This is a genomic window from Sulfuricurvum sp., assembly GCF_023229695.1.
In the GTDB taxonomy this organism is placed as follows: Bacteria; Campylobacterota; Campylobacteria; order Campylobacterales; family Sulfurimonadaceae; genus Sulfuricurvum.
On sequence record NZ_JALNYS010000007.1, the window covers coordinates 43,646 to 67,869 of the forward strand.

The 24,224-nt window shown below is 47.5% G+C and carries 29 protein-coding genes; 18 read left to right on the forward strand and 11 right to left on the reverse strand.

The genetic code is table 11. From position 1 onward, the window contains the following. Window positions 1–24: 24 nt before the first annotated feature. From M0P91_RS06145 to M0P91_RS06160, 4 genes are read right to left on the reverse strand one after another with little or no spacing between them, the layout of a single operon-like run. Window positions 25–369, reverse strand: a complete 345-nt coding sequence (locus tag M0P91_RS06145; protein ID WP_295065705.1) for a hypothetical protein — start codon at window positions 367–369, stop codon at window positions 25–27. Then, window positions 366–1,082, reverse strand: coding sequence for a CRISPR-associated endoribonuclease Cas6 (locus M0P91_RS06150; RefSeq protein WP_295065707.1), 717 nt, complete (start codon window positions 1,080–1,082; stop codon window positions 366–368). Before M0P91_RS06150 ends, M0P91_RS06145 begins: the two co-directional genes overlap by 4 nt. Window positions 1,083–1,132: 50 nt before the next feature. Continuing rightward, entirely contained in the window at window positions 1,133–1,561 is a 429-nt protein-coding gene (locus M0P91_RS06155) for a hypothetical protein (protein WP_295065709.1), read from the reverse strand. Then, window positions 1,561–2,049: a hypothetical protein gene (locus M0P91_RS06160; protein WP_295065711.1), complete on the reverse strand. Its 489-nt coding sequence runs from the start codon at window positions 2,047–2,049 to the stop codon at window positions 1,561–1,563. Before M0P91_RS06160 ends, M0P91_RS06155 begins: the two co-directional genes overlap by 1 nt. Before the next feature lie 357 nt (window positions 2,050–2,406). Here M0P91_RS06160 and M0P91_RS06165 point away from each other — a divergent pair, with 357 nt between their 5' ends. The 5 genes from M0P91_RS06165 to M0P91_RS06185 all read left to right on the forward strand — a co-directional run bounded on the left by M0P91_RS06165 (window position 2,407) and on the right by M0P91_RS06185 (window position 10,062). Then, window positions 2,407–3,105: a DUF445 domain-containing protein gene (locus M0P91_RS06165; RefSeq protein WP_295065713.1), complete on the forward strand. Its 699-nt coding sequence runs from the start codon at window positions 2,407–2,409 to the stop codon at window positions 3,103–3,105. A 294-nt stretch (window positions 3,106–3,399) separates the two neighbouring features. Further along, the gene (locus M0P91_RS06170) at window positions 3,400–5,976 is read left to right on the forward strand and encodes an AAA family ATPase (RefSeq protein WP_295065947.1); all 2,577 of its coding nucleotides are present in this window, start codon (window positions 3,400–3,402) and stop codon (window positions 5,974–5,976) included. A gap of 183 nt (window positions 5,977–6,159) precedes the next feature. Continuing rightward, window positions 6,160–7,071 (forward strand): PhnD/SsuA/transferrin family substrate-binding protein, encoded by a 912-nt coding sequence (locus M0P91_RS06175; RefSeq protein WP_295065715.1) that lies wholly within the window; start codon window positions 6,160–6,162, stop codon window positions 7,069–7,071. Then, the gene (locus M0P91_RS06180; RefSeq protein ID WP_295065717.1) at window positions 7,068–9,701 is read left to right on the forward strand and encodes an EAL domain-containing protein; all 2,634 of its coding nucleotides are present in this window, start codon (window positions 7,068–7,070) and stop codon (window positions 9,699–9,701) included. The genes M0P91_RS06175 and M0P91_RS06180 overlap by 4 nt, the downstream gene beginning before the upstream one ends. Window positions 9,702–9,708: 7 nt before the next feature. Continuing rightward, a complete protein-coding gene (locus M0P91_RS06185) occupies window positions 9,709–10,062 on the forward strand; it encodes a hypothetical protein (protein ID WP_295065719.1) in 354 nt (117 codons plus the stop codon). 12 nt (window positions 10,063–10,074) lie between these two features. On the opposite strand, the gene M0P91_RS06190 is transcribed toward M0P91_RS06185, so the two are convergent. Further along, window positions 10,075–10,599 carry a hypothetical protein gene (locus tag M0P91_RS06190; protein WP_295065721.1) on the reverse strand — a complete coding sequence of 175 codons (525 nt, stop codon included), beginning with the start codon at window positions 10,597–10,599 and terminating at the stop codon, window positions 10,075–10,077. A gap of 141 nt (window positions 10,600–10,740) precedes the next feature. Between M0P91_RS06190 and rpmH the strand changes: the two genes are divergently transcribed. From rpmH to M0P91_RS06230, 8 genes are all read left to right on the forward strand, one after another. Beyond that, window positions 10,741–10,875, forward strand: coding sequence for a 50S ribosomal protein L34 (gene rpmH / locus M0P91_RS06195; protein WP_013459438.1), 135 nt, complete (start codon window positions 10,741–10,743; stop codon window positions 10,873–10,875). Window positions 10,876–10,886: 11 nt separating this feature from the next. Next, window positions 10,887–11,237, forward strand: coding sequence for a ribonuclease P protein component (rnpA, locus tag M0P91_RS06200; RefSeq protein WP_295065723.1), 351 nt, complete (start codon window positions 10,887–10,889; stop codon window positions 11,235–11,237). A 34-nt stretch (window positions 11,238–11,271) separates the two neighbouring features. After that, window positions 11,272–11,547, forward strand: a complete 276-nt coding sequence (gene yidD / locus M0P91_RS06205; protein ID WP_295065949.1) for a membrane protein insertion efficiency factor YidD — start codon at window positions 11,272–11,274, stop codon at window positions 11,545–11,547. Next, window positions 11,541–13,142 (forward strand): membrane protein insertase YidC, encoded by a 1,602-nt coding sequence (gene yidC / locus M0P91_RS06210; RefSeq protein WP_295065725.1) that lies wholly within the window; start codon window positions 11,541–11,543, stop codon window positions 13,140–13,142. The genes yidD and yidC overlap by 7 nt, the downstream gene beginning before the upstream one ends. Then, window positions 13,129–13,971, forward strand: a complete 843-nt coding sequence (locus M0P91_RS06215) for a Jag N-terminal domain-containing protein (protein ID WP_295065727.1) — start codon at window positions 13,129–13,131, stop codon at window positions 13,969–13,971. Before yidC ends, M0P91_RS06215 begins: the two co-directional genes overlap by 14 nt. Before the next feature lie 6 nt (window positions 13,972–13,977). After that, window positions 13,978–15,321, forward strand: coding sequence for a tRNA uridine-5-carboxymethylaminomethyl(34) synthesis GTPase MnmE (gene mnmE, locus M0P91_RS06220; RefSeq protein WP_295065729.1), 1,344 nt, complete (start codon window positions 13,978–13,980; stop codon window positions 15,319–15,321). Next, the gene (gene ruvX / locus M0P91_RS06225; RefSeq protein ID WP_295065731.1) at window positions 15,321–15,743 is read left to right on the forward strand and encodes a Holliday junction resolvase RuvX; all 423 of its coding nucleotides are present in this window, start codon (window positions 15,321–15,323) and stop codon (window positions 15,741–15,743) included. Before mnmE ends, ruvX begins: the two co-directional genes overlap by 1 nt. 193 nt (window positions 15,744–15,936) lie before the next feature. After that, window positions 15,937–16,710, forward strand: coding sequence for a hypothetical protein (locus M0P91_RS06230; RefSeq protein ID WP_295065733.1), 774 nt, complete (start codon window positions 15,937–15,939; stop codon window positions 16,708–16,710). A 50-nt stretch (window positions 16,711–16,760) separates the two neighbouring features. Here the strand turns inward: M0P91_RS06230 and M0P91_RS06235 are convergent, their stop codons facing one another. After that, window positions 16,761–17,399, reverse strand: coding sequence for a hypothetical protein (locus tag M0P91_RS06235; RefSeq protein ID WP_295065736.1), 639 nt, complete (start codon window positions 17,397–17,399; stop codon window positions 16,761–16,763). A 166-nt stretch (window positions 17,400–17,565) separates the two neighbouring features. Here M0P91_RS06235 and ilvC point away from each other — a divergent pair, with 166 nt between their 5' ends. Further along, a complete protein-coding gene (ilvC, locus tag M0P91_RS06240) occupies window positions 17,566–18,588 on the forward strand; it encodes a ketol-acid reductoisomerase (RefSeq protein ID WP_295065738.1) in 1,023 nt (340 codons plus the stop codon). Window positions 18,589–18,649: 61 nt separating this feature from the next. After that, a complete protein-coding gene (locus M0P91_RS06245; protein WP_295065740.1) occupies window positions 18,650–19,690 on the forward strand; it encodes a divergent polysaccharide deacetylase family protein in 1,041 nt (346 codons plus the stop codon). Between the two features lie 69 nt (window positions 19,691–19,759). Here M0P91_RS06245 and M0P91_RS06250 read toward each other — a convergent pair whose 3' ends face one another. The 3 genes from M0P91_RS06250 to M0P91_RS06260 all read right to left on the reverse strand — a co-directional run bounded on the left by M0P91_RS06250 (window position 19,760) and on the right by M0P91_RS06260 (window position 21,531). Further along, on the reverse strand, window positions 19,760–20,470 hold the full coding sequence (locus tag M0P91_RS06250) for a pirin family protein (protein WP_295065742.1): 711 nt from the start codon (window positions 20,468–20,470) through the stop codon (window positions 19,760–19,762). Next, entirely contained in the window at window positions 20,442–20,927 is a 486-nt protein-coding gene (locus tag M0P91_RS06255; protein WP_295065744.1) for a MarR family transcriptional regulator, read from the reverse strand. The genes M0P91_RS06250 and M0P91_RS06255 overlap by 29 nt, the downstream gene beginning before the upstream one ends. Before the next feature lie 82 nt (window positions 20,928–21,009). Beyond that, window positions 21,010–21,531, reverse strand: a complete 522-nt coding sequence (locus M0P91_RS06260; RefSeq protein ID WP_295065746.1) for a GNAT family N-acetyltransferase — start codon at window positions 21,529–21,531, stop codon at window positions 21,010–21,012. Window positions 21,532–21,602: 71 nt separating this feature from the next. Here M0P91_RS06260 and M0P91_RS06265 point away from each other — a divergent pair, with 71 nt between their 5' ends. Genes M0P91_RS06265 through M0P91_RS06275 form a run of 3 tightly spaced genes read left to right on the forward strand, consistent with a single transcriptional unit; the run spans window position 21,603 to window position 22,846 of the window. Further along, complete coding sequence (locus M0P91_RS06265; RefSeq protein WP_295065748.1) at window positions 21,603–22,007, forward strand: HI0074 family nucleotidyltransferase substrate-binding subunit; 405 nt, start codon at window positions 21,603–21,605, stop codon at window positions 22,005–22,007. Between the two features lie 20 nt (window positions 22,008–22,027). Next, on the forward strand, window positions 22,028–22,369 hold the full coding sequence (locus M0P91_RS06270; protein ID WP_295065951.1) for an AbiH family protein: 342 nt from the start codon (window positions 22,028–22,030) through the stop codon (window positions 22,367–22,369). A gap of 24 nt (window positions 22,370–22,393) precedes the next feature. Next, window positions 22,394–22,846: an AbiH family protein gene (locus M0P91_RS06275; protein WP_295065953.1), complete on the forward strand. Its 453-nt coding sequence runs from the start codon at window positions 22,394–22,396 to the stop codon at window positions 22,844–22,846. 52 nt (window positions 22,847–22,898) lie between these two features. Here M0P91_RS06275 and M0P91_RS06280 read toward each other — a convergent pair whose 3' ends face one another. Together M0P91_RS06280 and M0P91_RS06285 are read right to left on the reverse strand one after the other, a co-directional pair. Next, entirely contained in the window at window positions 22,899–23,531 is a 633-nt protein-coding gene (locus M0P91_RS06280; RefSeq protein ID WP_295065750.1) for a cysteine hydrolase family protein, read from the reverse strand. After that, entirely contained in the window at window positions 23,528–24,061 is a 534-nt protein-coding gene (locus M0P91_RS06285) for a hypothetical protein (protein WP_295065752.1), read from the reverse strand. The genes M0P91_RS06280 and M0P91_RS06285 overlap by 4 nt, the downstream gene beginning before the upstream one ends. Window positions 24,062–24,224: the final 163 nt, after the last annotated feature.

Consider the following 24,224-nt stretch of genomic DNA (forward strand, 5'->3'; position numbering starts at 1 on the left):
ATGAGAAAAATCAAGATTTAAAAACTACTCTATCTTCATAAAAAGTGTTAAATAATTATTATTATGAATCGTTTTTTTAGGAGCATCGTATGCTTTACCTGTATCAATTACATTACTATAATAATCTCTTTGTTTAAACCATTCATAGAGGAGATTTTGATTATTGCTTAAAGTGTCTTTAAAAGAATGTTCTGTTTCATTTTTTCCATCTTTTTTAACTTTTTGACTTGATTTAATATAATAACCGATGTTTCCATTATCATTAATTTTGACATACAACCCATCTTTTAGCTGATAATTATCCAAAATCAGCTTATCCCCTTTTTGTTCATACTCTTTTTTGAAAACTTCTAATACATCATATATCATCTCATCCCCCCAGCCAAACAAAACCCCCCGCCATAACTATTTTTCTCCCCCAGTCCGCACGCCAGTGCGATAAACGCCAGTTTTTGGCTGATGGGGTCTTCGTTGGGGACGATTCTGAACTTGTTGCCAAAAAAGGTGACCGGTTTACCGTCTTTGTGAATTTTGATATTCTGGGGGACGCGGTTTTTGATTTCGATCATCTGGATGAAGTTTTGGGGTGCTTTGATTGCTTCACCGTAGAAGCTTTGGTATTTTTTTTCCAGATTGTCGTGAAGCTGACGTTGGAGCTGTACGATATCGCCGTTTTTCTCCATCGTCCAGTAGAGGCTTCCCTCGCAGGTGACGATGACGGGGGTGGCGCTGTAGAGCTCTTGAATAAAAAAAGGGGTTGTTTTTTTATGCGCGGTTTCGACGACGATCAGATCGGGGTGGTCGATGTTTTGCCGCAGCGCTTTGGAGAGGAGGGTGATAAACGCTTCGTCGAGAGCCCGGATGGCGAAACGGTAGGTGGAACCTTTTTTATAGGTTTTATCGCTTTGCGTCGGGAGGAGTCCGCCGAATACGTAGTGCTTATACCCGCTTTTGGTATGGGTTTCCTCCAACCCTCCGCGCATCATCGAAAAGGTGATAAAAGCGGAGAGGGTTTCGAAACTCCGGTGAAAATCCAGATCGGATTTCAAATATGCTACGCATGTCAGTTCAAAATAGTGCATCGTGTATCCTGTTGTTTTTTTATAACAACAGTAGTTTAAGATTATGAAACTTAATTGTAACTATAACTCCACCCGTTGAGGCCGTCTTTAGCCTCTTGGAAGTTGTCGGATTCTCCTACGAAATCGATGATGTGCAGGAGCTTCCAGGGAATCGTATTGGCCTCGGCATCATCGATGAGGTGGCGGGGCATCGGGGTCTCTTGGGAGGTTTGAGCGAAGGCGACGCGCTCCAGATTGCTGAGGAGGTGTTTGACTCCGCTGATACCGTGTTCCTGACAGAATTTCTCCAAAATTTTCGGTTGTATCTCCCGGGGGATCGGGTCGGAGGTGTTTAAAAAGAAGGTGAAATGGATTTGCGGTTCCGATGGGGGCATCATGGAGGGGGCTGCCATGATGATAAATTCGACATTTTCCAAATGGCGTTCGATTTCGGAAGCGGAAAGGTAGCTGTTGATGCTCAGAGGCTTCATGGTTTCCATTAGTGTTCCCCTTTGAGAATTTTAGAGATCAATGAAGTGATCCCGAGATGAAGATTGTAGTTCGTGATCGGAAAGTCGACCCACTCATCGCTGAGGTTGACGCTGTAGCCGCTCAGATAGCTCCCCAGTTTTTCCAAATCGATCGGCCGGTATCGCGCTGCATCGGCTGCATCGATTTTAGTCCGGAGCAGTTTCCCCGCGTCATTGCTTTTGCTGAGGGTAAATGCGAGTGTTTTGAGACTCATCAGATCGCACCACCGCAAGAACAGCTCAACTGTGAGTTCTTCTTGCGGAATCCCTTCGGGAGTAAAGAGGAGTTTTTCATTTCGTAAGGGGAGGAGGACGCTGAGAATCGCTTCGCAATAGGGGAGGGTTTTCTGCTGCCAGAAAGGGGCGTCATCGCTTCGTTCCAGCGCGGTCGAGACGGCCCCTGAAATCGAGGGGAGATCACCGGAGCGCAGGAGTGTCGACATTGAGTGTAAAACCATTATAAATGCTCCTGAATTTTTCGCAACTGTAACCTTTTTTGTATAATACCCCTATTAATCCCCCTTCTTAATCTCCCGCATCCGAAAGATGCGGGTAGCTTCAGGGGGTTGTATGGGTGAAAAGCGTTAAAAAAGCCAACTGCTTGGCTTTTTTAGCTTAGGAGCCGATGCACGAAGTGCCGGCTGGGCTGTCCCTGCCACATTAGGGACTTTGTTCCTAATGTGTGTAACAGTTTAATCTCCCGCATCCGAAAGATGCGGGTAGCTTCAGGGGGTTGTAGGGACGTTAGTCCCTGCCACATTAGGGACTTTGTTCCTAATGTGTGTAACATTAATATAATAAACGGAGGTTTTTGTATGGATAAAGGATGGGTTACGAATATCACCGCCCTCGGGGCGGTTGGAGTCTCATACGCATTGGAAGGGAGCGGAGCCGATATGCTCCGAAACGCGGGGCTCTTTGCCCTCTCCGGAGCGGTGACGAATCAGCTGGCCATTCATATGCTGTTTGAAAAGGTTCCGTTCTTGTACGGTTCGGGGATTATTTTGGATCGGTTCGAATCGATTCGCGATGCGATCAAAAATCTGATCATGGAGCAGTTCTTTACGCCCGAAAAAATCGAATCGTTTGTCCGTTCCCAAGAGCGTACGATCGATTTGAGTCCGATCATAGAGGAGACCGATTTTACTCCGGCGTATGACGCATTGGTGCGAAGCGTTATGGAATCACCGATGGGGGGGATGCTGGGGATGTTCGGGGGCGAAGCGCTGATCGCCAAACTCAAAGAGCCGTTTTTGGTGAAGATCAAGGCCTCTACCGTAGAGATTTCCCAAAGCGAATCGTTTATGAATGCGCTTAATGTCCATCTCCATCAGGGGAGCGGCCATTTGGCCGAATCGATCGAGGCCATCGTCGAATTGCGTCTGGCGGAATTGACCCCGACGATGGTTAAAGAGATGCTGCACACCCTGATGAAAGAGCATCTGGGATGGCTCGTCGTATGGGGGGGAGTCTTCGGCGGGGCGATCGGGGTGATCGCCTCTTGGATAAGTTAATCTACGCTTACGCATCTTGCACTAGTAAGTGCGTCAAGGGGAATTAATCTCTCGCATCCGAAAGATGCGGGTAGCTTCAGGGGGTTGTATGGGTGAAAAGCGTCAAAAAAGGCAACTGCTTGGCTTTTTTAGCTTGGGAGCCGATGCACGAAGTGCCGGCTGGGCTGTCCCTGCCACATTAGGGACTTTGTTCCTAATGTGCGTAATATAAAATTGAATATTTTTATGCAAAAGACTTGACAACAATAGACTCAAAGTATTATAATTTCCGTAACTCAAGTAGGAGAAATGATGATGCAACATATTTTTGAGAAACTAACCCACCAAATGACCGAGATGATCGAATCGTCGATCTCTTTGGCCCTTCATAATAAAAACAGCGAAGTCCAGCCGATCCATTTTTTATGGGCATTGCTTGCCAACAGCAATTCGCCGCTCAATCAGGCGTTGATGAAAATGAACGTAGAGAAAACCGCCATTGAACTGGAGGTGAAAAGTCTCGCTTCCAAACTGCCGAGCGTGTCGAGTATCAGCAAAGAGAATATCCGACTCTCGCGTGATTTTGTCAACGCTCTGGAACGTGCGGCAGCCGAAATGGCGGTATGGGGCGATTCGTTTATCGCTGTCGACACCTTTTTGGTCGGAAACCTGACCACCTCTCCGTTCAAAGAGGTGTTTGAAAAATATCTGAACGTTCGTGAGCTGCACAAAACGTTTGAGGCGATGCGCGGCGGACAAAAGATCGAGAACCAAACCTCGGACGAAACGCTGGAGAGCCTCTCCAAATACGGGATCGATCTGACACGCGAAGCGTTGGAGGGGAAACTCTCCCCTGTTATCGGACGGGATGAAGAGATCAGCCGGATGATGCAGATTCTGATCCGCAAGACCAAAAACAATCCGATCCTTTTAGGGGAACCGGGAGTCGGAAAAACGGCATTGGTTGAGGGGCTGGCACAGCGGATTGTCAACAAAGAGGTGCCGCTCTCTTTGCAAAACAAACGGGTTGTCACTCTGGACATGAGCGCTTTGATTGCCGGGGCGAAATATCGGGGTGAGTTTGAAGATCGCCTCAAAGCGGTCATCGATGAGGTCAAAAAATCGGCGAACGTGATCCTTTTTATTGATGAGATCCATACCATCGTGGGTGCGGGGGCATCGGAGGGGTCGATGGACGCGGCCAATATCCTCAAACCCGCATTGGCACGGGGAGAACTCCATACGATCGGTGCGACGACGCTTAAAGAGTATCGCAAATATTTTGAAAAAGATGCGGCGTTGCAGCGCCGTTTTCAGCCGGTACACGTCGAAGAGCCGAGCGTCAATCAGTCGCTTCAGATTCTGCGCGGGCTCAAAGAGCGTCTGGAATCGCATCATAACGTGACGATCACCGATTCGGCACTGGTGGCGGCGGCGAAACTCTCCGACCGTTATATCAACGACCGTTTCCTCCCCGACAAAGCGATCGATCTGATCGACGAGGCGGCGGCCGAGCTGAAAATGCAGATCGAATCCGAACCCAATGCCCTCGCATCGGTCAAACGCAAAATTACTCAGCTTCAGGTTGAAAAAGAGGCGCTCAAGATGGAAGAGAGCGTCGCCAATACCAAGCGTCTCGAAGAGATCGAGCGTGAACTTGCCGATACGAGCGAAGAGCGTCGAAGTTTAGAAACCCAGTTCTCGCATGAAAAAGCGGTGTTTGAACAAGTCGCGAAAATCAAAAACGAGATCGAGGCGAAACGGCGCGAAGCGGAGTCGGCAAAACAGAGTGCCGATTTTAACAAAGCGGCGGAGATCGAATACGGCCAGATTCCGAAACTCTTCGAAGAGGAGAAGTTTCTTCAGGAAAAATGGAAAGGGATGCAGGCGCAGGGGACACTTCTTAAAAACAGCGTCGATGAAGCGTCCATTGCGGGGATTGTGAGCCGTTGGACGAAAATTCCGGTCAACAAAATGCTGCAAAGCGAAAAAGAGAAGATTCTCCATATCGAAGATGAGTTGAATCAGGAAGTGGTGGGGCAAGAGAAAGCGACCCATGCGGTAGCCCGTGCCATCAAACGGAACAAAGCGGGACTCTCCGACAAGAGCCGTCCGATCGGATCGTTCCTGTTCCTCGGACCGACCGGGGTGGGAAAAACGCAGACGGCGAAAACCTTGGCGAAATTCCTCTTCGACAGTGCAGAATCGATGATTCGTATCGATATGTCCGAGTACATGGAGAAACACGCGGTATCCCGCCTCGTCGGTGCCCCTCCGGGATACGTCGGGTTCGATGAGGGGGGACAGCTGACCGAAGCGGTCCGCCGCAAGCCCTACAGCGTTATCTTGTTTGACGAGGTTGAAAAAGCACATCCCGATGTCTTCAACGTCTTGCTACAGGTTTTGGATGACGGGCGTTTGACCGATAACAAAGGAGTTGTCGTCGATTTTACCAATACGATCATCATCCTCACCTCCAATATCGCCAGTGACAAAATCATGGCCCATCACGGAGAGAGCGGATTGGAAGGGATGGTTCTCGATGAGCTCAAGCGTCACTTTAAACCGGAGTTTTTGAACCGTCTCGATGACGTTGTCGTCTTCAATCCGCTTGGTGAATCGCAGATTCTCAGTATCGTCGATCTTTTCTTCAAAGAGATTTCGGCCAAAGTAGAAGAGCGCGATATCGTCTTGACCCTATCGGATGGGGCGAAGCGCTATATCGCTCAGGCAGGATTCGATCCGGTTTACGGAGCCCGCCCGTTGAAGCGTGCGTTGTATGAGATCGTGGAAGACCGATTGGCCGATCTGATTCTCGGAGGAGAGGTCGAAGAGGGATCACGCGTAGTGTTTGATACGGGAGAAGAGGGGATCACCGTCACCCTCTCATAAGTGATAAAACTGACCTTACGCACCTTGCCTAAACAAGTGCGTAACATCAGTTAATAATCTCCCGTATCCGAAAGATACGGGAAGCTTTAGGGGGTTGTAGGGACTTTAGTCCCTGCCACTTTCCGGGCTTTGCCCGAAAAGTGCGTAACATCAGTGATAAAAAAATGATATAATTTAGAAGAGATGAAGAAGATTGGGAGCAGTGTGCTGGGCGGTTTATTACTACTGATCGTTTTGTTTTTTACCGGATGCCTTTCGGAGGGGGACAAAGCGGTGCGCTACACCCCCTCGACCTCCGTTACCCCGGCAAATAGCGAATGGATCGTGGGGATCCACCCGTATCTCAATTCTCAGAAAACCTTTCTGGCGTATGAGCCTATTCTCCGTTATTGGGAACATCAGACAGGACTTCGGCTTCGGCTTGAAACCTCTTTGGATTATGCCGATTATGAGCGTAAGCTGTACGGTGGCCATTTTGACCTCTCCCTTCCTAACCCGTATCAAACGTTGAAATCACTCGAATACGGATACCGTATCGTCGCAAAAGTCAAACCCGACAGTGAATTCAGAGGGGTTATTGTCGCCCGAAAGGATCGTTATATCCGTTCGGTGGAGCAGCTGCGCGGCGAGGTGATCAGTTTTCCGGCACCGACGGCTCTGGCCGCTACGTTAATGCCGAAATGGTTTTTGTTTGAACACGGTTTGAATGTCGACAAAGAGTCTTTCCCCCGGTATGTCGGTTCTCAATACTCTTCGATTATGAATGCCTACACGAAAGACGCGGTAGCTGCGGCGACATGGCCGGCCCCCTGGAAGCGGTGGCAACTGGAAAATCCCCAAAAAGCAAAAGAGATGGAGCTGGTGTGGGAGACTGCACCGCTGGTCAATAACGGGGTTGTCGTCCGGTCGGATCTGAATGCAACGCTGGTAGAAAAACTGACGGTTGTACTCGGTACGATGGATCGGGATCCAACCGCGAAAAAACTCCTCCTTCCGACGGGATTTGCCGGATTCGAAAAGGCCGATACCGCGCGGTATGAACCGGTTCGTAAATTTTTAATCCGTTATGACCGGGCAATCGGATTGCCGAAATGAAGAAGCTAAAACTCTTTTTTGCTTCGATCAAAGGGCGTTTGACCCTCGGCGTTGTCGTGCTGCACGTTCTTTTAATGGGGATATTCGTTTATGACTTTATCGCGCGAGAACGTCATTTTCTGCTGGAACACTCCTTTTCAAGAGTCCGTGATTTAACCCTCCTTATCGCTTCGAACGGATCGCTTGCTTTGGTAAACGACGATATCGTCTCCCTGACCGAGTTGGTCAGTCAGGTGGAGCATCTTCCCGATATCGAGATTATCCTGATAATGGATAAAAATTACCGTGTCCGCGCATCCAACAAAACGGCCTATTTCAACCAGATCTTCGATGATCCGGCGAGTCTCGGAATCCGCAAAGAGTTGAAAGGTGCAACCGATTCGGTCGTACAAAAATCGCATGACGGAGTTGTCGATACGATGGTTCCGATGAAAATCGGCAGAGAAACGGTGGGGTATACCCGGATCATCTCAACGACCGACCGCATCGCTCTGGAATTGAAGAAACTTTTTTACAAAGGGCTGATCTATATCCTTTTTGCCATTGTGATCGGCGGAACCATCGCCTGGTGGATCGTCCGAAGTCTAACCTACCGTTTGACGAAACTCTCTCAGGCGGCGTCTCAGATTGCACAAGAGAACTATAACGTTTCGTTGCCGCAGTTTCAGGGTGACGACGAAATTTCGAAAATGGGGCAGGCGTTTCGTGTGATGATCCATTCGATACAAGATCAGATCGCTACTCTTAAATCGATGCTCATAAAAGTGCAAGAGGCTGAAACCATTGAACGTGAGCGTTCCGAACAAAGCGAACGGTACCAAAAAGCACTGTTCCAATGGTCCCAAATCAATTACGAGACACCGGAAGTCGCGATTCACAATACGTTGGAAATAACGGCGAGTACTTTGCAGATAGAGCGTGTCAGTGTTTGGCTTTTTGATACCGATCAGGGGGGGATCGTGTGCCAGGATCTCTACAATGCGAAAAACGGGACCCATGAACACGGAATGGTTCTGGAACAGGCCCATTATCCCGAATATTTTGATACGTTGCTGCGGGGGGGGATCATTGACGTTCAAGATGCCCAACACGACCCCCGTACCTCTGAATTTACCGAAACCTATTTAAAGCCTCTGGGGATTCAGTCGATGTTGGACATGCCGATTATACAAAACGGAAAAGTGATCGGAGTAGTCTGCTGCGAACAGGTCGGCTCTTTACGCGGCTGGAAACCCGAAGAGCAGGAGTTCATGCTCACCATCGCCAATTCGATTATCGTCTCCATAGAGATCGACAAAAGGAAAAAAACCGAAGAGATTCTGGCGTATCAGGCCCATCACGATGAGTTGACCCATCTGTATAACCGGGCCCTCTTTACAGACCGCCTCGAACATGCCATCAAAAAAGCCCGACGCGCGCAAAGTCAGGTTGCTATTATGTTTATGGATTTGGACCATTTCAAAGAGATCAATGATTCATTGGGGCATGCAATAGGGGACGAAGTTCTCATTTCGGTCGCCAAGAAGCTGAGTGAAAATCTACGAGAGATTGATACCATTGCACGATTAGGGGGGGATGAGTTTACCCTGATCGTCGAAGAGGTTGATGATCTTCAAAAACTCAACGAGATTGCCCTTAAGCTGATCTCTATTTTTCAGCACCCTATTTTGATCGGCAATCACCAATTGTACGTTACCTGCAGTATCGGTATCAGTCTCTACCCGCTTGATGGAGACAATGCCCAGAGTTTGCTCCGAAATGCCGATTCGGCCATGTATAAAGCAAAAGATGAGGGGCGCAACAGTTATCAGTATTACACGGAAGAGTTGACGGCCCGGGCATTTGAACGGATTGCTCTGGAGTCGAGTTTACGTCAAGCCATTGAAAAAGAGGAGCTGGTGGTGTTCTATCAACCTAAAATAGATGGGGTGAACGAAACGATGATCGGGATGGAGGCATTGGTGCGGTGGAATCATCCCGATCTTGGGATGATCTCTCCGGCCAAATTTATTCCGATAGCCGAAGAGACGGGGTTTATTGTCGTTATCGACCAATGGGTAATGCATACCGCGATGAAGCAGATCGTGCAGTGGAGAGAGGATGGATTGAACCCGGGGGTGGTTTCGCTGAATTTGACCAAAAAACAGTTACGCCAGGAGGGCTTTCTAGCAGGGATGCACCGGATGCTGAGCGAAAGCGGATGCCGGCCGGAGTGGATAGAGATGGAGGTGACCGAGGGGGATATTATGAAAAATCCTGAACAGTCGATAGCGGTATTGATCGAATTGAGAAAAATGGGAATTGCTTTGGCGTTGGACGATTTCGGTACGGGGTATTCCTCGTTGGCCTATTTGAAACGGTTTCCGATTACGACCCTTAAAATTGATCAATCGTTTATTTGCGGGCTCCCGGACGATAATGATGATACGGCGATCGTCCGCTCAACAATCGCTTTGGCCAAGAGTATGGGGATGGAGGTTATTGCGGAAGGGGTAGAAACGGTTGAACAGAAAGATTTTCTGATTGCCAACGGATGCCGCAATATCCAGGGCTATCTCTATGGCCGCCCGATCCCATCATCCGACATGAGCGAGAAACTGCGTACCCGGTTAATGCAAGAGAGTGTATAATTCCCCCATGAAACGGATACTATTGATTCTTGGATGGAGTATTGGGGTATGGGCGTGTACCGGGGACTGTATGACGTGCCATCCGGCCTTGCTAAAGAACATTGAACATGATTCGCGCCACAAAGCAATGCAGACGTGCATCCGTTGCCATACGGCCAATCCCGAAAAAATGGCCGATTGCGGAAGTGACTGTTTTGCCTGCCATCCGGTAGCGAAAATCGAAGGGATACGGGTAGCGGAGCATCAGGTGATCCGGGAGTGCCGTGATTGCCACATGAAGCGCAATGCCGTTTTGAATGTTGACACCAAACCCAAAGGGGTGTCGGCGATGCCGACGCTGCGTGATTTCATCACTCCCTAAGAGAGGGGAGGATTAGGCATACACCGGCGTAAAGACGGAGTCAAATCCGTCAAGAATTTTTTGCATCAGCTTTTGGGCTTCATCGATCATTTTTTCATGGGCAGTACGGTTTTTGAGGGCATTGTCAAAAAGGTCGACGATACCGCTTTTTGCATAGTTTTTGGTGTTGTCGTCTTTGTATTTGAGATCTTTGATCAACGACGTGACGTCCGACGCGATTTTATTGACCGGAGTCGTCTGATTTTGGCTTTCGAGCTCTTTCATAAATTTATCAATGTAAGGTTGCGCCACTTTCATAAAAGTGTCAATCTCCTGTTTGTCCTGTTCGCTCAGACCGTTGCTTTGAAATTCGAAAGAAAAGGCCTGCAACGATTTAAAAGAGAAAGAAGCCTCTTTACCATCGCCGTTTTGCTTGCTGTTGAGGGAGAGTTCCTGACTGTTTTCAAAATTCAATGAGAGGGTGTCACCGCTGCTGGTTTTCATCTGAATCGCAAGTTCATGGGAACGGGACGCCTCTAATGTGGTGTTAGAGATCATAGCAACCCCTTTTATAGTAGTTTATTTGTAACGATATCGGCAATTTTTACAAAAAGTTAAACAAGCTTTTGTAAAGCTTAATCGCACTTTAAGTAAGATTTGACTAATATTGCGTGCTAAAATTGACTAAAGGGAATGGTTATGAAAAGAACATACCAACCGCATAATACACCACGTAAACGCACCCATGGTTTCCGTGCACGTATGGCTACAAAAAACGGTCGCCGGGTATTGAACGCTCGTCGTGCAAAAGGTAGAAAACGATTGGCTGTGTAAATAGCTTTTCGATGTTGAAGCTTAACAGTGAGTTTCAACGTGTTTATAAGCGCGGGAAAAGTGCTCACAGCACTTCGATTGCGCTTTTTTATCTTCCGATACCGGGAGAGAAAAAAGTAGGATATACGGCCAGTAAAAAAGTTGGAAATGCCGTGGTGCGAAATCGGTGCAAAAGACGTCTTCGGGCCCTTTTTGCCGAATTTAACCACGAATTGGAAGACGGCTGGTACGTTTTGGTCGCTAAAGGACCGTTATTTGATAATGCGTTCGAAGATGTGCGACGTGACTGCAAATATGTTTTAAAACGGGCAGGTGCAATGAGTAGCAGTGGAGCGGATAATGGTAAGAAAGTCATTTCTTAAGCTCCTTTGGCTTTATCGTCACTCCTTCTCGTTGATGACACGCGGTGCATGCCGTCATTACCCCTCATGTTCTGAATATGCTCTCTGGCAGTTTGAAACCAATACTCTCCCCCGCGCTTTTGGTGCTACTTTTTTACGTATTTGTCGATGCAACCAACTTTTCGAAGGTGGGATTGATTATCCGAAAATTGGCAAACCGATGATAAAACCTGCAGAACTTTCCATAAATACGATAAAATACTGGTTTGTTCCAACGAAGCGGAATTATTTTTTGATCAAAAATTTTAAGTTTAAAGGGTCACAGTGTTAGATAAATTTACCCCGAATCAGCGGCTTTTGTTAGCAGTCGCTTTATCCTTCCTATTTTTTATAGGCTACACCACAATATTTCCTCCGAAAGTTCCAAATGCCGATCAGAATGGGACCAAAGCTTCGGTAGCACAAACGGTACCTCAGGTACAACCATCCGCTGCAACCGAAACTTCTGCCCCAATACAGGCGGTCAATACGGTATCCACCGATACGCTGACCACGATCAGTGCAAAAGAATTTACCCTTAAAATCGATACATTGGGACGGATCTCGTCGGTTATTTTAAGTGACAAAAAACACAACGGAAAAGACGGAAAACTTGCCGAACTGATCTCTGCGGTCGGAGCGAAGCCCCTTTTTATCCGTTTTGCCGATGAAGCGCTTAACAATGTCGCTTCAACAACGGCGTATGCAAGTTCAGCCGATAACATCGTGTTGGGCGATAACGGTAAAGCAACGGTAACTCTGACGCAGAATTTACCGGAATTAACGGTTACAAAACTATTGACTTTCTATGCAGACGGCCACTACGATGCAAAAATCACCCTTTCGAATGAGAAACGGTACTACGTCTATTTAGGGCAGCACCCGCAGATTATCGAGCAGATGATGACGGTGGTCGGGAGCATGGTTTATGCCGGCGACAACCTGACCACCATTTTTGAAGACGGTGACGTAGAGGGGCGATCGATTTTTACCGACGTTCACCTTGCTTCTTCGTTTGACCAATATTACGCGTCGATTATGTTCAATCTCGCCCCTTCAACCCAAGTCATTGTCGAGCGGGATATGGACAATAATCCGGTTACCTATCTGGAAGGACCTAATAATTTTACGTTTAGCGGGTATATCGGGCCAAAAGAGCACAAGACGCTTGCCGCAATCAATCCGGTATTGGTTAATGCCATCGAATACGGTTGGTTCACTTTTGTTGCTGCCCCTATCTTCAAGGTATTGATGTGGTTGCACGGTATTTTAGGCAACTGGGGATGGGCGATTGTCGCATTGACGATCATTATCCGTATTTTTCTTTACCCTTTGACCTACAAAGGGATGGTGTCGATGCAGAAAATCAAAGACATCGCTCCCCGTATCAAAGAGGTACAGGAGAAATACAAAGGGGATCCGCAGCGTATGAATGCGGCAGTGATGGAGATGTACAAAAAACACGGTGCCAATCCGTTGGGCGGATGTTTGCCGTTGTTGCTCCAAATCCCGGTTTTCTTCGCGATTTACCGTGTTCTTTTAAATGCGGTTGAATTACAGGGGGCGGAATGGATTCTGTGGATTCACGACCTCTCCCGTATGGATCCGTATTACATTATGCCGATTTTGATGGGTGCGACGATGTATTATCAGCAGAAAATTACACCGAGCAACTTTACCGATCCGTTGCAGGAGAAGATTTTTAAATTTTTACCGATTATTTTCACCTTTTTCTTTGTTACTTTCCCATCAGGGCTTGTATTGTACTGGTTTGTGAACAATCTTTTCTCCATCGGTCAACAGTTTTTGGTTAACAAACAGTTTGAGGCGGCACGTGCGGCACGTCATGAAGCGCATCTTGCGGAAAAGCATCATGAAAAAAATTGAAGCTTCTACATTAGAGCAAGCCTACGCACAGGCAGCAGCTGAATTCGGATGTTCGGTTACGGAACTACAGGTTGAAATTATCCAATTTCCTTCGAAAGGGATTTTGGGGCTATTTAAAAAATCGGCAATTATTATGGCTAACTTTTCTCCTGTAAAAAGTGCAGAGCCGAAAGAGAAGATAAAACCGCAAGCCGCTCCGGTTCCCGCAGCAGCGGTGGTCCCTGAAGAAGTAGCGATCCCGGAGCCGTATCCGCAGGGGACAATGCACCATGACACGTTGATTTCTGAATCGTTTGTTACCGAGCAGGAAGACGAAGTAGAGAGGACGCCGGAGGATGAGGAGGATTTTTTCGAGGATGAACTCACCGCGTATGAGTGTGCCCTGGAAGTCAAGGAACAGATCAACCTCCTTTTTAAAGATATCTGTTTTGAGATTAATGCAATCGAGGTCAGTTTATACGATGAAAATACCCTTTTAGTCGAATTTACCGGTCCCGATGCGGCATTGATGATCGGAAAAGAGGGTTACCGCTATAAGGCCCTCTCTTATATGCTTTTCAACTGGATCAATGCAACGTACGGAATGCAACTGCGTCTTGAGATCGCCGAATTCCTGAAAAATCAGGAAGAGTCGATCTCCCGCTACCTAATCGGAGTCTATGCGATTATCGATCAAGAGGGTCGGGCACAAACAAAAGTGTTAGACGGAGTTTTGGTCCAAATCGCCCTGAAACAGCTCCGCAACCGATATCCCGACCGTTATGTCGCGATCCGCTCTACCCGTGAGGGCGGTAAGTTTATCGTCATCAACAGTTACCACGAGTATTGATTTTTTATGTCTGATACCATAGCCGCCATCGCTACGGCGAATGGCGTCGGTTCCATCGCCATTGTCCGCCTCAGCGGAGAAAGGGCGCTTTCCGTCGCCCTTTCAATGAGCCGTAGAACAAAATTGTCTCCCCGCTACGCCGTACTCTCCTTTCTCTACGCTCTCAATGACGAACTGATTGACGAAGCGATTCTCCTCTATTTTGAGGGGCCGAAAAGCTTTACCGGTGAAGATGTTGTGGAATTTCAGTGCCACGGCGGATTTATCGTGGCGCAGAGGGTGTTGCGCGCCGTTTTGGAATACAATGTCCGTCTGGCCGAGCCGGGAGAGTTTAGCAAACGGGCTTTCTTGAACGGGCGGCTTGATTTGACCCAAGCCGAAGCGATTGCTTCGCTGATCGAAGCTAAAAGCGACGATGCCGCACGGATTCTTGCCCGCCAGATGAAGGGGGAGTTGCGTGAATACGTCGAGAAAATTCGTGATGCCCTTCTGGAGATTTTGGCCTATTCCGAAGTGGTGATCGATTACGCGGAAGAGGACTTGCCACAAGACGTCGTGGATCAAATCCTTTACAAACTCGAAGCCATTACCCGTGACCTCTCCAAAACCCTCGAATCGTCGCGCCGCAGAAGCGGATTGATGCAGGGGTACCGTGTCGCGATCATCGGCAAACCCAATGTCGGAAAAAGTTCACTCCTCAATGCCCTTCTCGATTACGAACGGGCGATCGTCAGCGATATCGCCGGAACGACGCGCGATACGATCGAAGAGCAGGTACGTATCGGGTCCCATCTCATCCGCCTCGTCGATACGGCGGGGATTAGAGCTGCTCACGACGAGATCGAGCGGATCGGGATCGAACGCTCCATCGCCGCAATAGAAGGGGCGGATGTCGTTATAGCCCTCTTTGACGCAAGCCGAACTCTGGACGAGGAGGATCAGGCGATTTTAGCGTTGATCGAGCGGTACAAAGAGCAAAAGCCCTTTATCACCGTCCTCAACAAATCGGACCTTCCGACGCAGTTTGAGACAGCCATCCTTGATCTGCATGCCCCCATACGTCTTAGCTGCAAGCAGGAGACCCGCGAATTGATCGAAGCACTCACCGGATTGATGGATCACGACAACGATTCGGAGGAGATGATGCTCATCTCGGAACGGCAAATCAGCGCGACGACGCAGGCGCTTTGTTCGATCCAAGAGTCGTATGAACCGCTGGAATCCGAAGAGCTGGAGATATTCTCCTTTCATATTAATCAAGCGATCCGCGCCATGGCGTCGCTCACCCGTCCGTATGAACTCGACGAGATGTTCGACAAGATGTTCGGGCAATTTTGTCTGGGAAAATGATGGGAGCCGTCATCGCGATCGATCTGGGGCTGAAACGGATCGGGCTTGCCCTCAGCTACGGCAACGGTCTCGTCACTCCGCTTCCCGCGATCGAGCGGAAAAATCGCAATCAAGCGGCTAACGACGTCAAAAAAGTATTGAACGAATACGAAGCGACTGCGGTTGTCATCGGTATCCCGATGGGGAGCACTACCGAAGATGAGATGCGCCGTCGCGTCGCGCACTTTATGAATCTCGTCGAATTTAACGGTGAGATCGCCTATCAAGACGAATCCCACAGCTCCCAAGAAGCCGAAGCGCTGATGAGGGGTGAAATCCGCTACAAACGTGACGGACGGATCGATTCGCTCTCTGCGAAGATTATTTTAGAGCGGTATTTAAAGAATACTTCTACATGTGGGAAAGCGGCTACAGATTATTGATCAATTCTGAGGTAGAAACAGAATGCGGCACTATTATCACTCAACTATCACAATGTAACAAATATACACTTGGAGTATTTTTACAATCTGCACGATAACTATTTTAATTAATTACCGTATAATTTTGATTATAATTTCTTAAAATTGGGTTAGTGTTTTCATACAAAACACTGAAAACTTACCAAGGAAATTTATGAACCGCATATCGATTTGTACCTCTTTCATCTTTCTGGCGACATTGAACACCGTTGCTCAAGCCGGCGATTCACGAAACAATCTCATCTCGCTTTACGGGATAAACAGTGAAGTTGAGAACACGAAAGAAAATACCGTAGGAATATTTTACAATACCGAAGAGGTCAAGGTCAGATTGGACAAGGGTGCAGACCTATATAATGCAGCGGCTCTGCTTAAATTTAATCCGCTGGAAAACAAAGGGTATATTAAAATCGGAGTTGATTATATGAATCGAAAAATAGGTGGAGAACAGACAGATACCTATTACGGTTCGCTTGGATTGGGATATATGGTGTTGGATGATGTGTATGTGGAAGTAGGCAGTAGCATCAACAAGTTAAACGGCGGCTTAACGGTTCCCGATCAGACGACCAAGCAAATGTATGCGGATATTACAAAACGGTTTGATACCTCTGCCGGGACGTTAGACACATCTCTCTCCTGCGGCAACATTGGTTCGGAGTTTACCGAAAACAAAAATTTTTACAAGATCGGAATGGATTATTATCCAGTTAATAATGCACGTTTGGCATATGTGTATAGCCGCATAGAAGGGAACACAAGCAACAACTTTTCACTCGCCTATGGCTATTTGATCGCCGCATATAGAAACTCTCTCTCCTATGATGCCCGTACGATTACACTCGGTGTCCAATTTGCATTCGCTGATATGCTCGATATTTCCAGTTACACAATGCCGACCAATATCAAACTGCATCTTTCCGAATAGTGAATCATGCAATCGGAGCTTGACTCCGATTGGCTTTGATGGATTTAAAATCAAATCGCTTTAAAAAACTCCGCCGCTTCCTCTTCGTCGTCGCTCAAGGTAGAGAAGTCTTCATCATTGGCAATTTTATCTTTAATAACTCGTGTGCAGTACTCTAAAGCGATTTCTCGTGCATGCTCCAGATCAAATATAAATCCCAAGCCGCTGAACTGGTAGGGCTCTTCTTGCTCGATACAGATCAATACTCCGTCACACTCTCTTTCAAACAGTTCGACAATATCACGGTATTGAATATTAAACTCCGTCGCGTGCCATCCCATCTGCTCCAGCACTTTGTCCGAAAATTCGGCGATTCCGTCTCCGGTGGTATCGTCATACAAAGCGCGCAGACGGTTAAACCCGATTATATTCTGCCATGCTGCGGAGGCTTTAATCAGAAGGCGGTCGTCATCTTCCACGATGCGGTAATTTTTTCCCAGCATTTCGCTGATGGGGCGTGAAAGATTGGTTGAGAGGGGGGAGATCGGGGGGACGGACCCCTCATAAATAGATATAAGATTCGGTGCAAACGGCTCAAAAACGATTTTCCCGTCATGGCTGATGGCAAATATTTTTGCGGAGTTGACAGCCTGTAAAAAATCGGATTTAGCGACGACGATGATCTCTTTGAAAAGGTTGAATTTTTTCATGATGGCTCCCAATTTTTTGGTGAATTGTAGCATGCGAAGGGATGGAAAAGGTAAAAGAAAAAATTAAGGGTCTATTATAAGGGTCTGCTAATCTTGGTTTAGGGAAAAATGGGGTATAATCCGCGAAATTTTAAGCATTTCGAACGCTTACTCTAAGGATACTCTCATGGGATTGAACGTCTACTACGATAAAGATTGTAATATTGAACTCATCAAAAGCAAAATCGTCGCAATGATCGGTTTTGGATCACAAGGTCACGCACACGCGGAAAACCTACGTGATAGCGGTGTAGAAGTAGTTGTTGGACTACGTAAAGAGGGTAGTTCATGGGGCAAAGCGGAAGCAAAAGGGTTCAAGGTTATGAGCGTTGCCGAAGCATCTGCCTATGCCGATGTCGTCATGATCCTTCTTCCGGATGAAAACCAAGCGGAGATTTACAAAAACGAAATCGAGCCGAATCTTAAAAGCGGTGCGACAATCGCATTCGGTCACGGGTTCAACATCCATTACGGACGTATCCACCCTCGCTCAGACATCAACGTAACGATGATCGCCCCTAAAGCTCCGGGTCACACGGTCCGTTCGGAATTCGTTCGCGGCGGCGGGATCCCTGACCTTATCGCGATCGGACAAAATCCGAGCGGAACAACGAAAGAGTTGGCACTCTCCTATGCATCGGCTATCGGCGGAGGACGTACGGCAATTATCGAAACGACGTTCAAAGACGAAACCGAAACCGACCTATTCGGAGAGCAGGCGGTTCTTTGCGGCGGTGCGGCATCTCTCGTACAAGCGGGATTCGAAACATTGACCGAAGCGGGTTACGCACCTGAATTGGCATACTTCGAGTGTCTTCACGAATTGAAACTCATCGTTGACTTGATGTTCGAGGGGGGGATTGCCGATATGCGTTACTCCATCTCCAACACCGCGGAATACGGTGACTATGTATCCGGTAAACGTGTTATCAACGCAGAATCCAAAGCGGCAATGAAAGAGATCCTCAAAGAGATCCAAGACGGCCGTTTCGCAAAAGATTTCATCCTCGAAGGTCAAGCGGGTTATCCGCGCATGAACGCTGAGCGTGCCAATGCGCGTGCGTCATTGATCGAACAAACGGGTGTTAAACTCCGTACCATGATGCCTTGGATCTCCAAAAACAAAATCGTTAACCAAAGCACAAACTAATATCCCCCTTTATCAGGGCCTTCGGCTCTGATTACCCTATGAAAGCGGTTCCCCTCTGTCTATGAGAAAACATCATGAACCCCCTTCCACCTCTCCTCTGTTAAAAAAAATCATTTGGATTCTCACTTTTCTCCTTTTTTTGATCGGGACTTTTTTTATTGGTTATTTTTTTGGATACGAACAAGCGGAAAATGAGCTCATCTCTGAACGCGAAGAGACACGGCAAATGTTTGACCAGATCAAAAAAATTACGACACTCGATGAAGAACCTGCAACTCCCCGTGTCAATGCCGATAGTATGCGCCAGGAGCGAGAAATTCGCAGACTTAAACAAGAGCTCCAGAAGGTATTGGCGAAAGAGCGTCCTGCCGAAGCGTTGAAGCCGCAGCACGAATACGCCCCGAAAGATAAAAAGGCGCTTCCTCCCCCTCCCGCCCCCCGCCCTTTGCGACCCAGCGGTGGGGAAGGGAAATTGACCATCATTATGGATGATGTCTCGTATGAACGCGACGTCAAAGCGATTGAGTCGGTCGGATTGCCGATTGTGATGTCGTTTCTCCCTCCTAGCTATTCTCATCCGGATTCTGCCGCGTTGGCGGCAGGCCACAAGGGGTACATGGTTCATCTGCCGCTTGAAGCGGTTTCGTACAGTGCGGAAGAGCCGATAACATTACGGGTATCGGATAGCACTGAGACCATTGCGAAGCAAATCGCTTCGATCAAACGTCTCTATCCGAACGTCCACTATATCAATAACCATACAGGATCAAAATTTACCGCCGATGCTGCGGCAATGGAGAAGTTGATCAAAGTAATGCGCGATGAAGGGATTATTTTCGTCGATAGCCGTACGATCGGCAGTACCAAAGTGCCACAGGTGTGTAAAAAATTCGGATTGCGGTATCTGGGACGAGATGTCTTTCTGGACCATCAAGACGGTGTGGAAAATGTGAAACGGCAGATCAAAGAAGCGGTTGAAAAAGCCAAACAGCACGGATCGGCAATCGCGATCGGGCACCCCCGTCCCGATACGATTGAAGCGTTGAAGCAGTCGCGTGCACTGTTGTCCGAAGTGAAGCTGGTGGGGATCGGGGAGATATAACGGCGTTAAGCAAACGGTTTCCATTCTCAGCCGGTTTGTATTTTGTTCCGTCTTCTACTATCCGGCACACTATCGCTCCATCGGCACCTCGAACACCAATACTTCGGTATCTTCCGAAGCACTCAGCGTATATTCTTCCGTGTCGGTGATTTGCATCTCGTCGCGGCGGTCGAGTTCGGTCCCCGCGACAGAGAGTTTCCCCTCGACGACCAGCAGCAGCCGACCGTGATCGGGGCTGAGAGGGGGGAGGGGGAGAGATTCTCCCGCTTTCAGTCGGGCGATGCGGATTTCGGCGTCCTGATGGATACGGATCGAGTTTTCTCTCCCGTCTCCCGAGACCAGAGTATGCCACCCTTTTTGATCGGTGATAGTGCGAAAGTCGCGCTGCTCGTAGCGGGGAGGGTATCCGTGGGAGTCGGGAAAGATCCAGATCTGGAACAGTTCGGTATCGGTTTCTCCGGTTGCGTGTTCGGAGTGGTGGACGCCGGTTCCGGCGCACATGTACTGGATCTCCCCCTCACGGGTGATTCCGTGGTTCCCTTCTGAATCGCGGTGCTCGATGGCCCCCTTGGTCACGATCGTGATAATCTCCATATCGCGGTGCGGATGCATCCCGAATCCCGTCCCCGCTTTGATTGCATCGTCGTTGATGACCCGCAGGGCACCGAACCCCATCCGGTCACGGTTGTGGTATTCGGCGAACGAAAAACTGAACCAGCTGTGAAGCCAGCCGAGATCGGATATGCCGCGCTCATGCGAGCGGTGGATGTGGACAAACATGGTGTTCTCCTTTGAGCGATTTGTTGAGCTTGCGCAACAGCTCCTGAACGCTCTTTTGCTCCTGCGCGGAAAGCCCCGACAAAAACGCGGTGATACGCCGCGAATGTTCCGGGAAGAGCGAATCCATAAGCAGTTTTCCCTCCTCGGTGATCTGGAGGGTGGAACTGCGTTTGTCGGCAGGGTTCTTGCGGGTCGTTATCAGCCCCTGCTTGGCAAGATTTTTAACCACGACGGTCATGTTGCCCGGTGTGCTCATCGCCAGTTTCGTCGCCGCACCGATGGTCTGGTCGCCGCGGTGGTAGAGGAGTTCGAGGAGGGCAAACTGGCCGATCGTAAGGCCGTTGGCTTCGATAAGGGAGAGTTCGAGAGAACGTATACTGTTAAACGCTTTCATGATCTCTACCCAGGTCGAGAGCGACAGTGCGATATCGGGTTCAAATTCAGGTAATCTCTTCATATGAGAAATATACTACTAATTAGTAATAATGTCAAGGAGGATGTTATACGTTTTCGGAGTCATCGAATACTACGGAAAATTACTAGGGGATTGCAGGCAAACTTTTGGTCAGAACGGCCAGCTCCAGAGAATCGACCTCTCTATCCCATAGACCCGATTCGGGAAACGGGATCACTTTACCCGTTCTAAGATACCCTCTGCGTTCATAATACTCAATCAGCTCCGTGCGGTGGGTGATGACTTCCATCACGGCGGTATGGATTCCCCACCGTTTATGGGCTTCGGATTCGGCATAGGCCAAAAGCGCTTTTCCGATCCCCCCTCCCTGCAAGGTCGGCTCGACGGCAAACAGTCCGAAATGGACGCTCTCGTTTTCATGATGCGCATGGATGGTGGCGAAGACCCTATCCTCAGACTGAGCGATCAGGATTAGAGATTCGGGATCACCTAGCAATTGTTCCACTCCCGCCTCATCGATCCGTTTACCGCTGAGCAGATCCGCCTCGGTCGTCCATCCTGCACGGGAGCTATCACCGCGATAGGAGCGGTTTAGGAGGGAGGTTAGGGTGGGGATGTCGTTGTGGGTGGCATGGGTGAATTTCATGAGGGGATTTTAGCATAGGATTAAGGCTAAAAGAGTATTATAAGACAATAAAAAACATCAAAGGGGTACACATGGGTGAGGGATTGGTTCGATGCCGACAACGGATGGAAAACTATACCAAATCGCTTGCTCACCTCCGTACCACGGTTGAAAAAGAGTCTCTCAACGAGATCGAAAAAGCGGGGTTGATCCAGTTTTTCGAGGTGGCGTTTGAACTCTCTTGGAAAGTGATGAAAGATTATCTTATCACCGAGGGGTATGATGTCAAAAGCCCTCGCGAAGCGATCAAAACGGCGTTTGATTACGGACTGATCTCTGATGGAGCCAAATGGCTCGAAGCTCTCGAAAAACGAAACCTCGCCTTAGAAATTTACGATGAAATAATTTTAGATGAACTTGAAAAGTTGATAACTAATACGTACTACCCGTTGATGCTACTGCTTGAATTGAAACTCAAAGCTCAGTGTGGAGAATGAGGCGTTGAAGAGTGAAATTGATGGTGGAAAATAATATGAAAATTATTGTCATTGGGAATGGATTTGATTTAAATTTGGGACTAAAAACAAGTTATAAAGATTTTTTTGCAAGTGATTATTTTAAATCTTTAATTGAAGAAGATAATTCATTTGCAAAATATTTAACGTATAAAAATAATCTCAATAATTGGGTAGATATTGAACAAGAAATACCTGAATACTCTATGGCTGTCACCGTTGCAGATGCAGATCACAACGTGGAAGATGACTTTATAGCATTAAAAAGAGCATTAACTGATTATTTAAAAGAAGCTCAAAATGCTGCAATTAGTCATGAGTCCAAAGCTTTTGAAATGATTTGACAAGAGATTGCAACTGCCGATAAAATTTTTAATTTTAATTATACTAATTCAGTCTTTAGGATTGCAGAAATATTGGGTATTCATGATATAGAAGAGAAACACGTACATGTGCACGGTTCACTTGAAAATTCAGATATTATTTTTGGAGTTGAAGATGATGCAAAAGTACAATCAGATCATTATTTTTTTAAAAAGTCTCGTAACCGTAATTTCGGTAAATCAAACATAGCAAGACACTTAGAACCTGAAACAGATTTGGTTTTATTCGGTCACTCTCTTGGAATAACTGATAGCTCATATTTTCAAAGATATATTCATCTTCTTGGTAGTGTACGTCATGGGACTGAATTGAAATTTTATCATTTTGGGGATAGTGGTTATCATGACTTGATGGCAATGATTGAAAAATACACAAACAATAAGTTATCTCATTTTAAAAATAATAATAAATTTACAGAGATTGATACATCTAAATAATAATTTTATTTTCCACTTCCATTCTACCTTGGAAGTAGTGTAAACAAGCATTTTAAACCCTTACCGCCTCTACCCACTCTTGCGTACTCATAACATTACTAAATCGAAATGCTTGCTCCACAAGGGTGGCACGATGCAACTCTTCTGCGGTAGCCTTTCCCGCTGCATTCTCAAATGCCAGCGTCCCCGTCGCATCCGATAAAAACTCGACGTTAAAACCCAAATGATGAGCGTATCGCGCCGTCGTATCACAGCAGTGTTGCGTCATATAGCCACTGATAACGACGGTGTCGATCCCGTTTTTAGGGAGCCACGCTTCCAGATCGGTGCCGACAAAAGAACTTGCCATCGTTTTTTCGATCGTGTGCGCCGTTTTGGTATTTCTAACACTCTCGTGCAATTCCCATCCGTGTGTCCCTTTTACAAACGCTTTAGACTTCGATGTATGTTGTACCATGACGATGGGGATATGGGCATCGTTCGCCGCTTGGATCGCGGTGACGATGTTGGAGGTGCTGTTGTGCGGATAGGTCACGGGGAGAAGCCCCGTAAAATATTCGTTTTGGACATCGATGACGAGGAGTGCCCGTTTTTTGCTATTTTGACTTTTGATCGGAACCGTATCGGCGATGACACCGCTCGCGGCAAGCAGTGCCGCTATTTTGAGTGCATCTCTGCGATTCATCCGTTATTCTCAATCTTAAACGTATTAAAAATAATATCGGTCGCCAACATCCGCGTCGCATGGTTTACCGCATCGAGAATATCACTATCACTCCATCCCATCTCCCGTAACGTATCGAGATCATTCGCGCTAATACCGTGGGCATTACGTATCGCTTTGATCGCGAGGTTGAGCATCGCTATTTCACGTTCAGGGAGATTTGCGGCATTCGGATCGTTTCGCATAGCTGTGACTTGACCCTCCGTCCATCCCGCCAGATTTATCAACATCCCCGTATTGTAATCGATACAAAACTGACACTCTTCGCCACTCGAAACCATAATGCGGATAGCGGCGAGAAGCGGCATCGATAGAGTCGGGTGGTTCATATAAAATTTGATGAAATCCAATTGCTGACGCAACAACTCAGGGCTGATGCTGAAAAGCTGGGCATTGTTGCCGACACTCCCGCGCATCGCTTCGATGATTTTGTAGAGTTTCGCTAACTCACCTGTTGCTTCTTCGGGTGCTATGGTGTGAATGAGTGGCATGAGAAATCCTTTTTGGATGGTGTTGACTGTTTGGTCAAGTGGCATTATAAAATGATTTGACCGAATAGTCAAGAGGTTGTGATACAATTCGTTTATGTAACAGATGTTATGCATTTATTGCACTTTGCTGTTTTTGGAAGTGAGGCTTTAGCCTCGCATAGTT

What these genes read in the sequence shown, in the direction of transcription:
- M0P91_RS06145 (WP_295065705.1), bottom strand. Translation starts at nt 369, where the DNA reads ATGATATATGATGTATTAGAAGTTTTCAAAAAAGAGTATGAACAAAAA.
- M0P91_RS06150 (WP_295065707.1), bottom strand. Translation starts at nt 1,082, where the DNA reads ATGCACTATTTTGAACTGACATGCGTAGCATATTTGAAATCCGATCTG.
- M0P91_RS06155 (WP_295065709.1), bottom strand. Translation starts at nt 1,561, where the DNA reads ATGGAAACCATGAAGCCTCTGAGCATCAACAGCTACCTTTCCGCTTCC.
- M0P91_RS06160 (WP_295065711.1), bottom strand. Translation starts at nt 2,049, where the DNA reads ATGGTTTTACACTCAATGTCGACACTCCTGCGCTCCGGTGATCTCCCC.
- M0P91_RS06165 (WP_295065713.1), top strand. Translation starts at nt 2,407, where the DNA reads ATGGATAAAGGATGGGTTACGAATATCACCGCCCTCGGGGCGGTTGGA.
- M0P91_RS06170 (WP_295065947.1), top strand. Translation starts at nt 3,400, where the DNA reads ATGCAACATATTTTTGAGAAACTAACCCACCAAATGACCGAGATGATC.
- M0P91_RS06175 (WP_295065715.1), top strand. Translation starts at nt 6,160, where the DNA reads ATGAAGAAGATTGGGAGCAGTGTGCTGGGCGGTTTATTACTACTGATC.
- M0P91_RS06180 (WP_295065717.1), top strand. Translation starts at nt 7,068, where the DNA reads ATGAAGAAGCTAAAACTCTTTTTTGCTTCGATCAAAGGGCGTTTGACC.
- M0P91_RS06185 (WP_295065719.1), top strand. Translation starts at nt 9,709, where the DNA reads ATGAAACGGATACTATTGATTCTTGGATGGAGTATTGGGGTATGGGCG.
- M0P91_RS06190 (WP_295065721.1), bottom strand. Translation starts at nt 10,599, where the DNA reads ATGATCTCTAACACCACATTAGAGGCGTCCCGTTCCCATGAACTTGCG.
- rpmH (WP_013459438.1), top strand. Translation starts at nt 10,741, where the DNA reads ATGAAAAGAACATACCAACCGCATAATACACCACGTAAACGCACCCAT.
- rnpA (WP_295065723.1), top strand. Translation starts at nt 10,887, where the DNA reads ATGTTGAAGCTTAACAGTGAGTTTCAACGTGTTTATAAGCGCGGGAAA.
- yidD (WP_295065949.1), top strand. Translation starts at nt 11,272, where the DNA reads ATGACACGCGGTGCATGCCGTCATTACCCCTCATGTTCTGAATATGCT.
- M0P91_RS06215 (WP_295065727.1), top strand. Translation starts at nt 13,129, where the DNA reads ATGAAAAAAATTGAAGCTTCTACATTAGAGCAAGCCTACGCACAGGCA.
- mnmE (WP_295065729.1), top strand. Translation starts at nt 13,978, where the DNA reads ATGTCTGATACCATAGCCGCCATCGCTACGGCGAATGGCGTCGGTTCC.
- ruvX (WP_295065731.1), top strand. Translation starts at nt 15,321, where the DNA reads ATGGGAGCCGTCATCGCGATCGATCTGGGGCTGAAACGGATCGGGCTT.
- M0P91_RS06230 (WP_295065733.1), top strand. Translation starts at nt 15,937, where the DNA reads ATGAACCGCATATCGATTTGTACCTCTTTCATCTTTCTGGCGACATTG.
- M0P91_RS06235 (WP_295065736.1), bottom strand. Translation starts at nt 17,399, where the DNA reads ATGAAAAAATTCAACCTTTTCAAAGAGATCATCGTCGTCGCTAAATCC.
- ilvC (WP_295065738.1), top strand. Translation starts at nt 17,566, where the DNA reads ATGGGATTGAACGTCTACTACGATAAAGATTGTAATATTGAACTCATC.
- M0P91_RS06245 (WP_295065740.1), top strand. Translation starts at nt 18,650, where the DNA reads ATGAGAAAACATCATGAACCCCCTTCCACCTCTCCTCTGTTAAAAAAA.
- M0P91_RS06250 (WP_295065742.1), bottom strand. Translation starts at nt 20,470, where the DNA reads ATGTTTGTCCACATCCACCGCTCGCATGAGCGCGGCATATCCGATCTC.
- M0P91_RS06255 (WP_295065744.1), bottom strand. Translation starts at nt 20,927, where the DNA reads ATGAAGAGATTACCTGAATTTGAACCCGATATCGCACTGTCGCTCTCG.
- M0P91_RS06260 (WP_295065746.1), bottom strand. Translation starts at nt 21,531, where the DNA reads ATGAAATTCACCCATGCCACCCACAACGACATCCCCACCCTAACCTCC.
- M0P91_RS06265 (WP_295065748.1), top strand. Translation starts at nt 21,603, where the DNA reads ATGGGTGAGGGATTGGTTCGATGCCGACAACGGATGGAAAACTATACC.
- M0P91_RS06270 (WP_295065951.1), top strand. Translation starts at nt 22,028, where the DNA reads ATGGTGGAAAATAATATGAAAATTATTGTCATTGGGAATGGATTTGAT.
- M0P91_RS06280 (WP_295065750.1), bottom strand. Translation starts at nt 23,531, where the DNA reads ATGAATCGCAGAGATGCACTCAAAATAGCGGCACTGCTTGCCGCGAGC.
- M0P91_RS06285 (WP_295065752.1), bottom strand. Translation starts at nt 24,061, where the DNA reads ATGCCACTCATTCACACCATAGCACCCGAAGAAGCAACAGGTGAGTTA.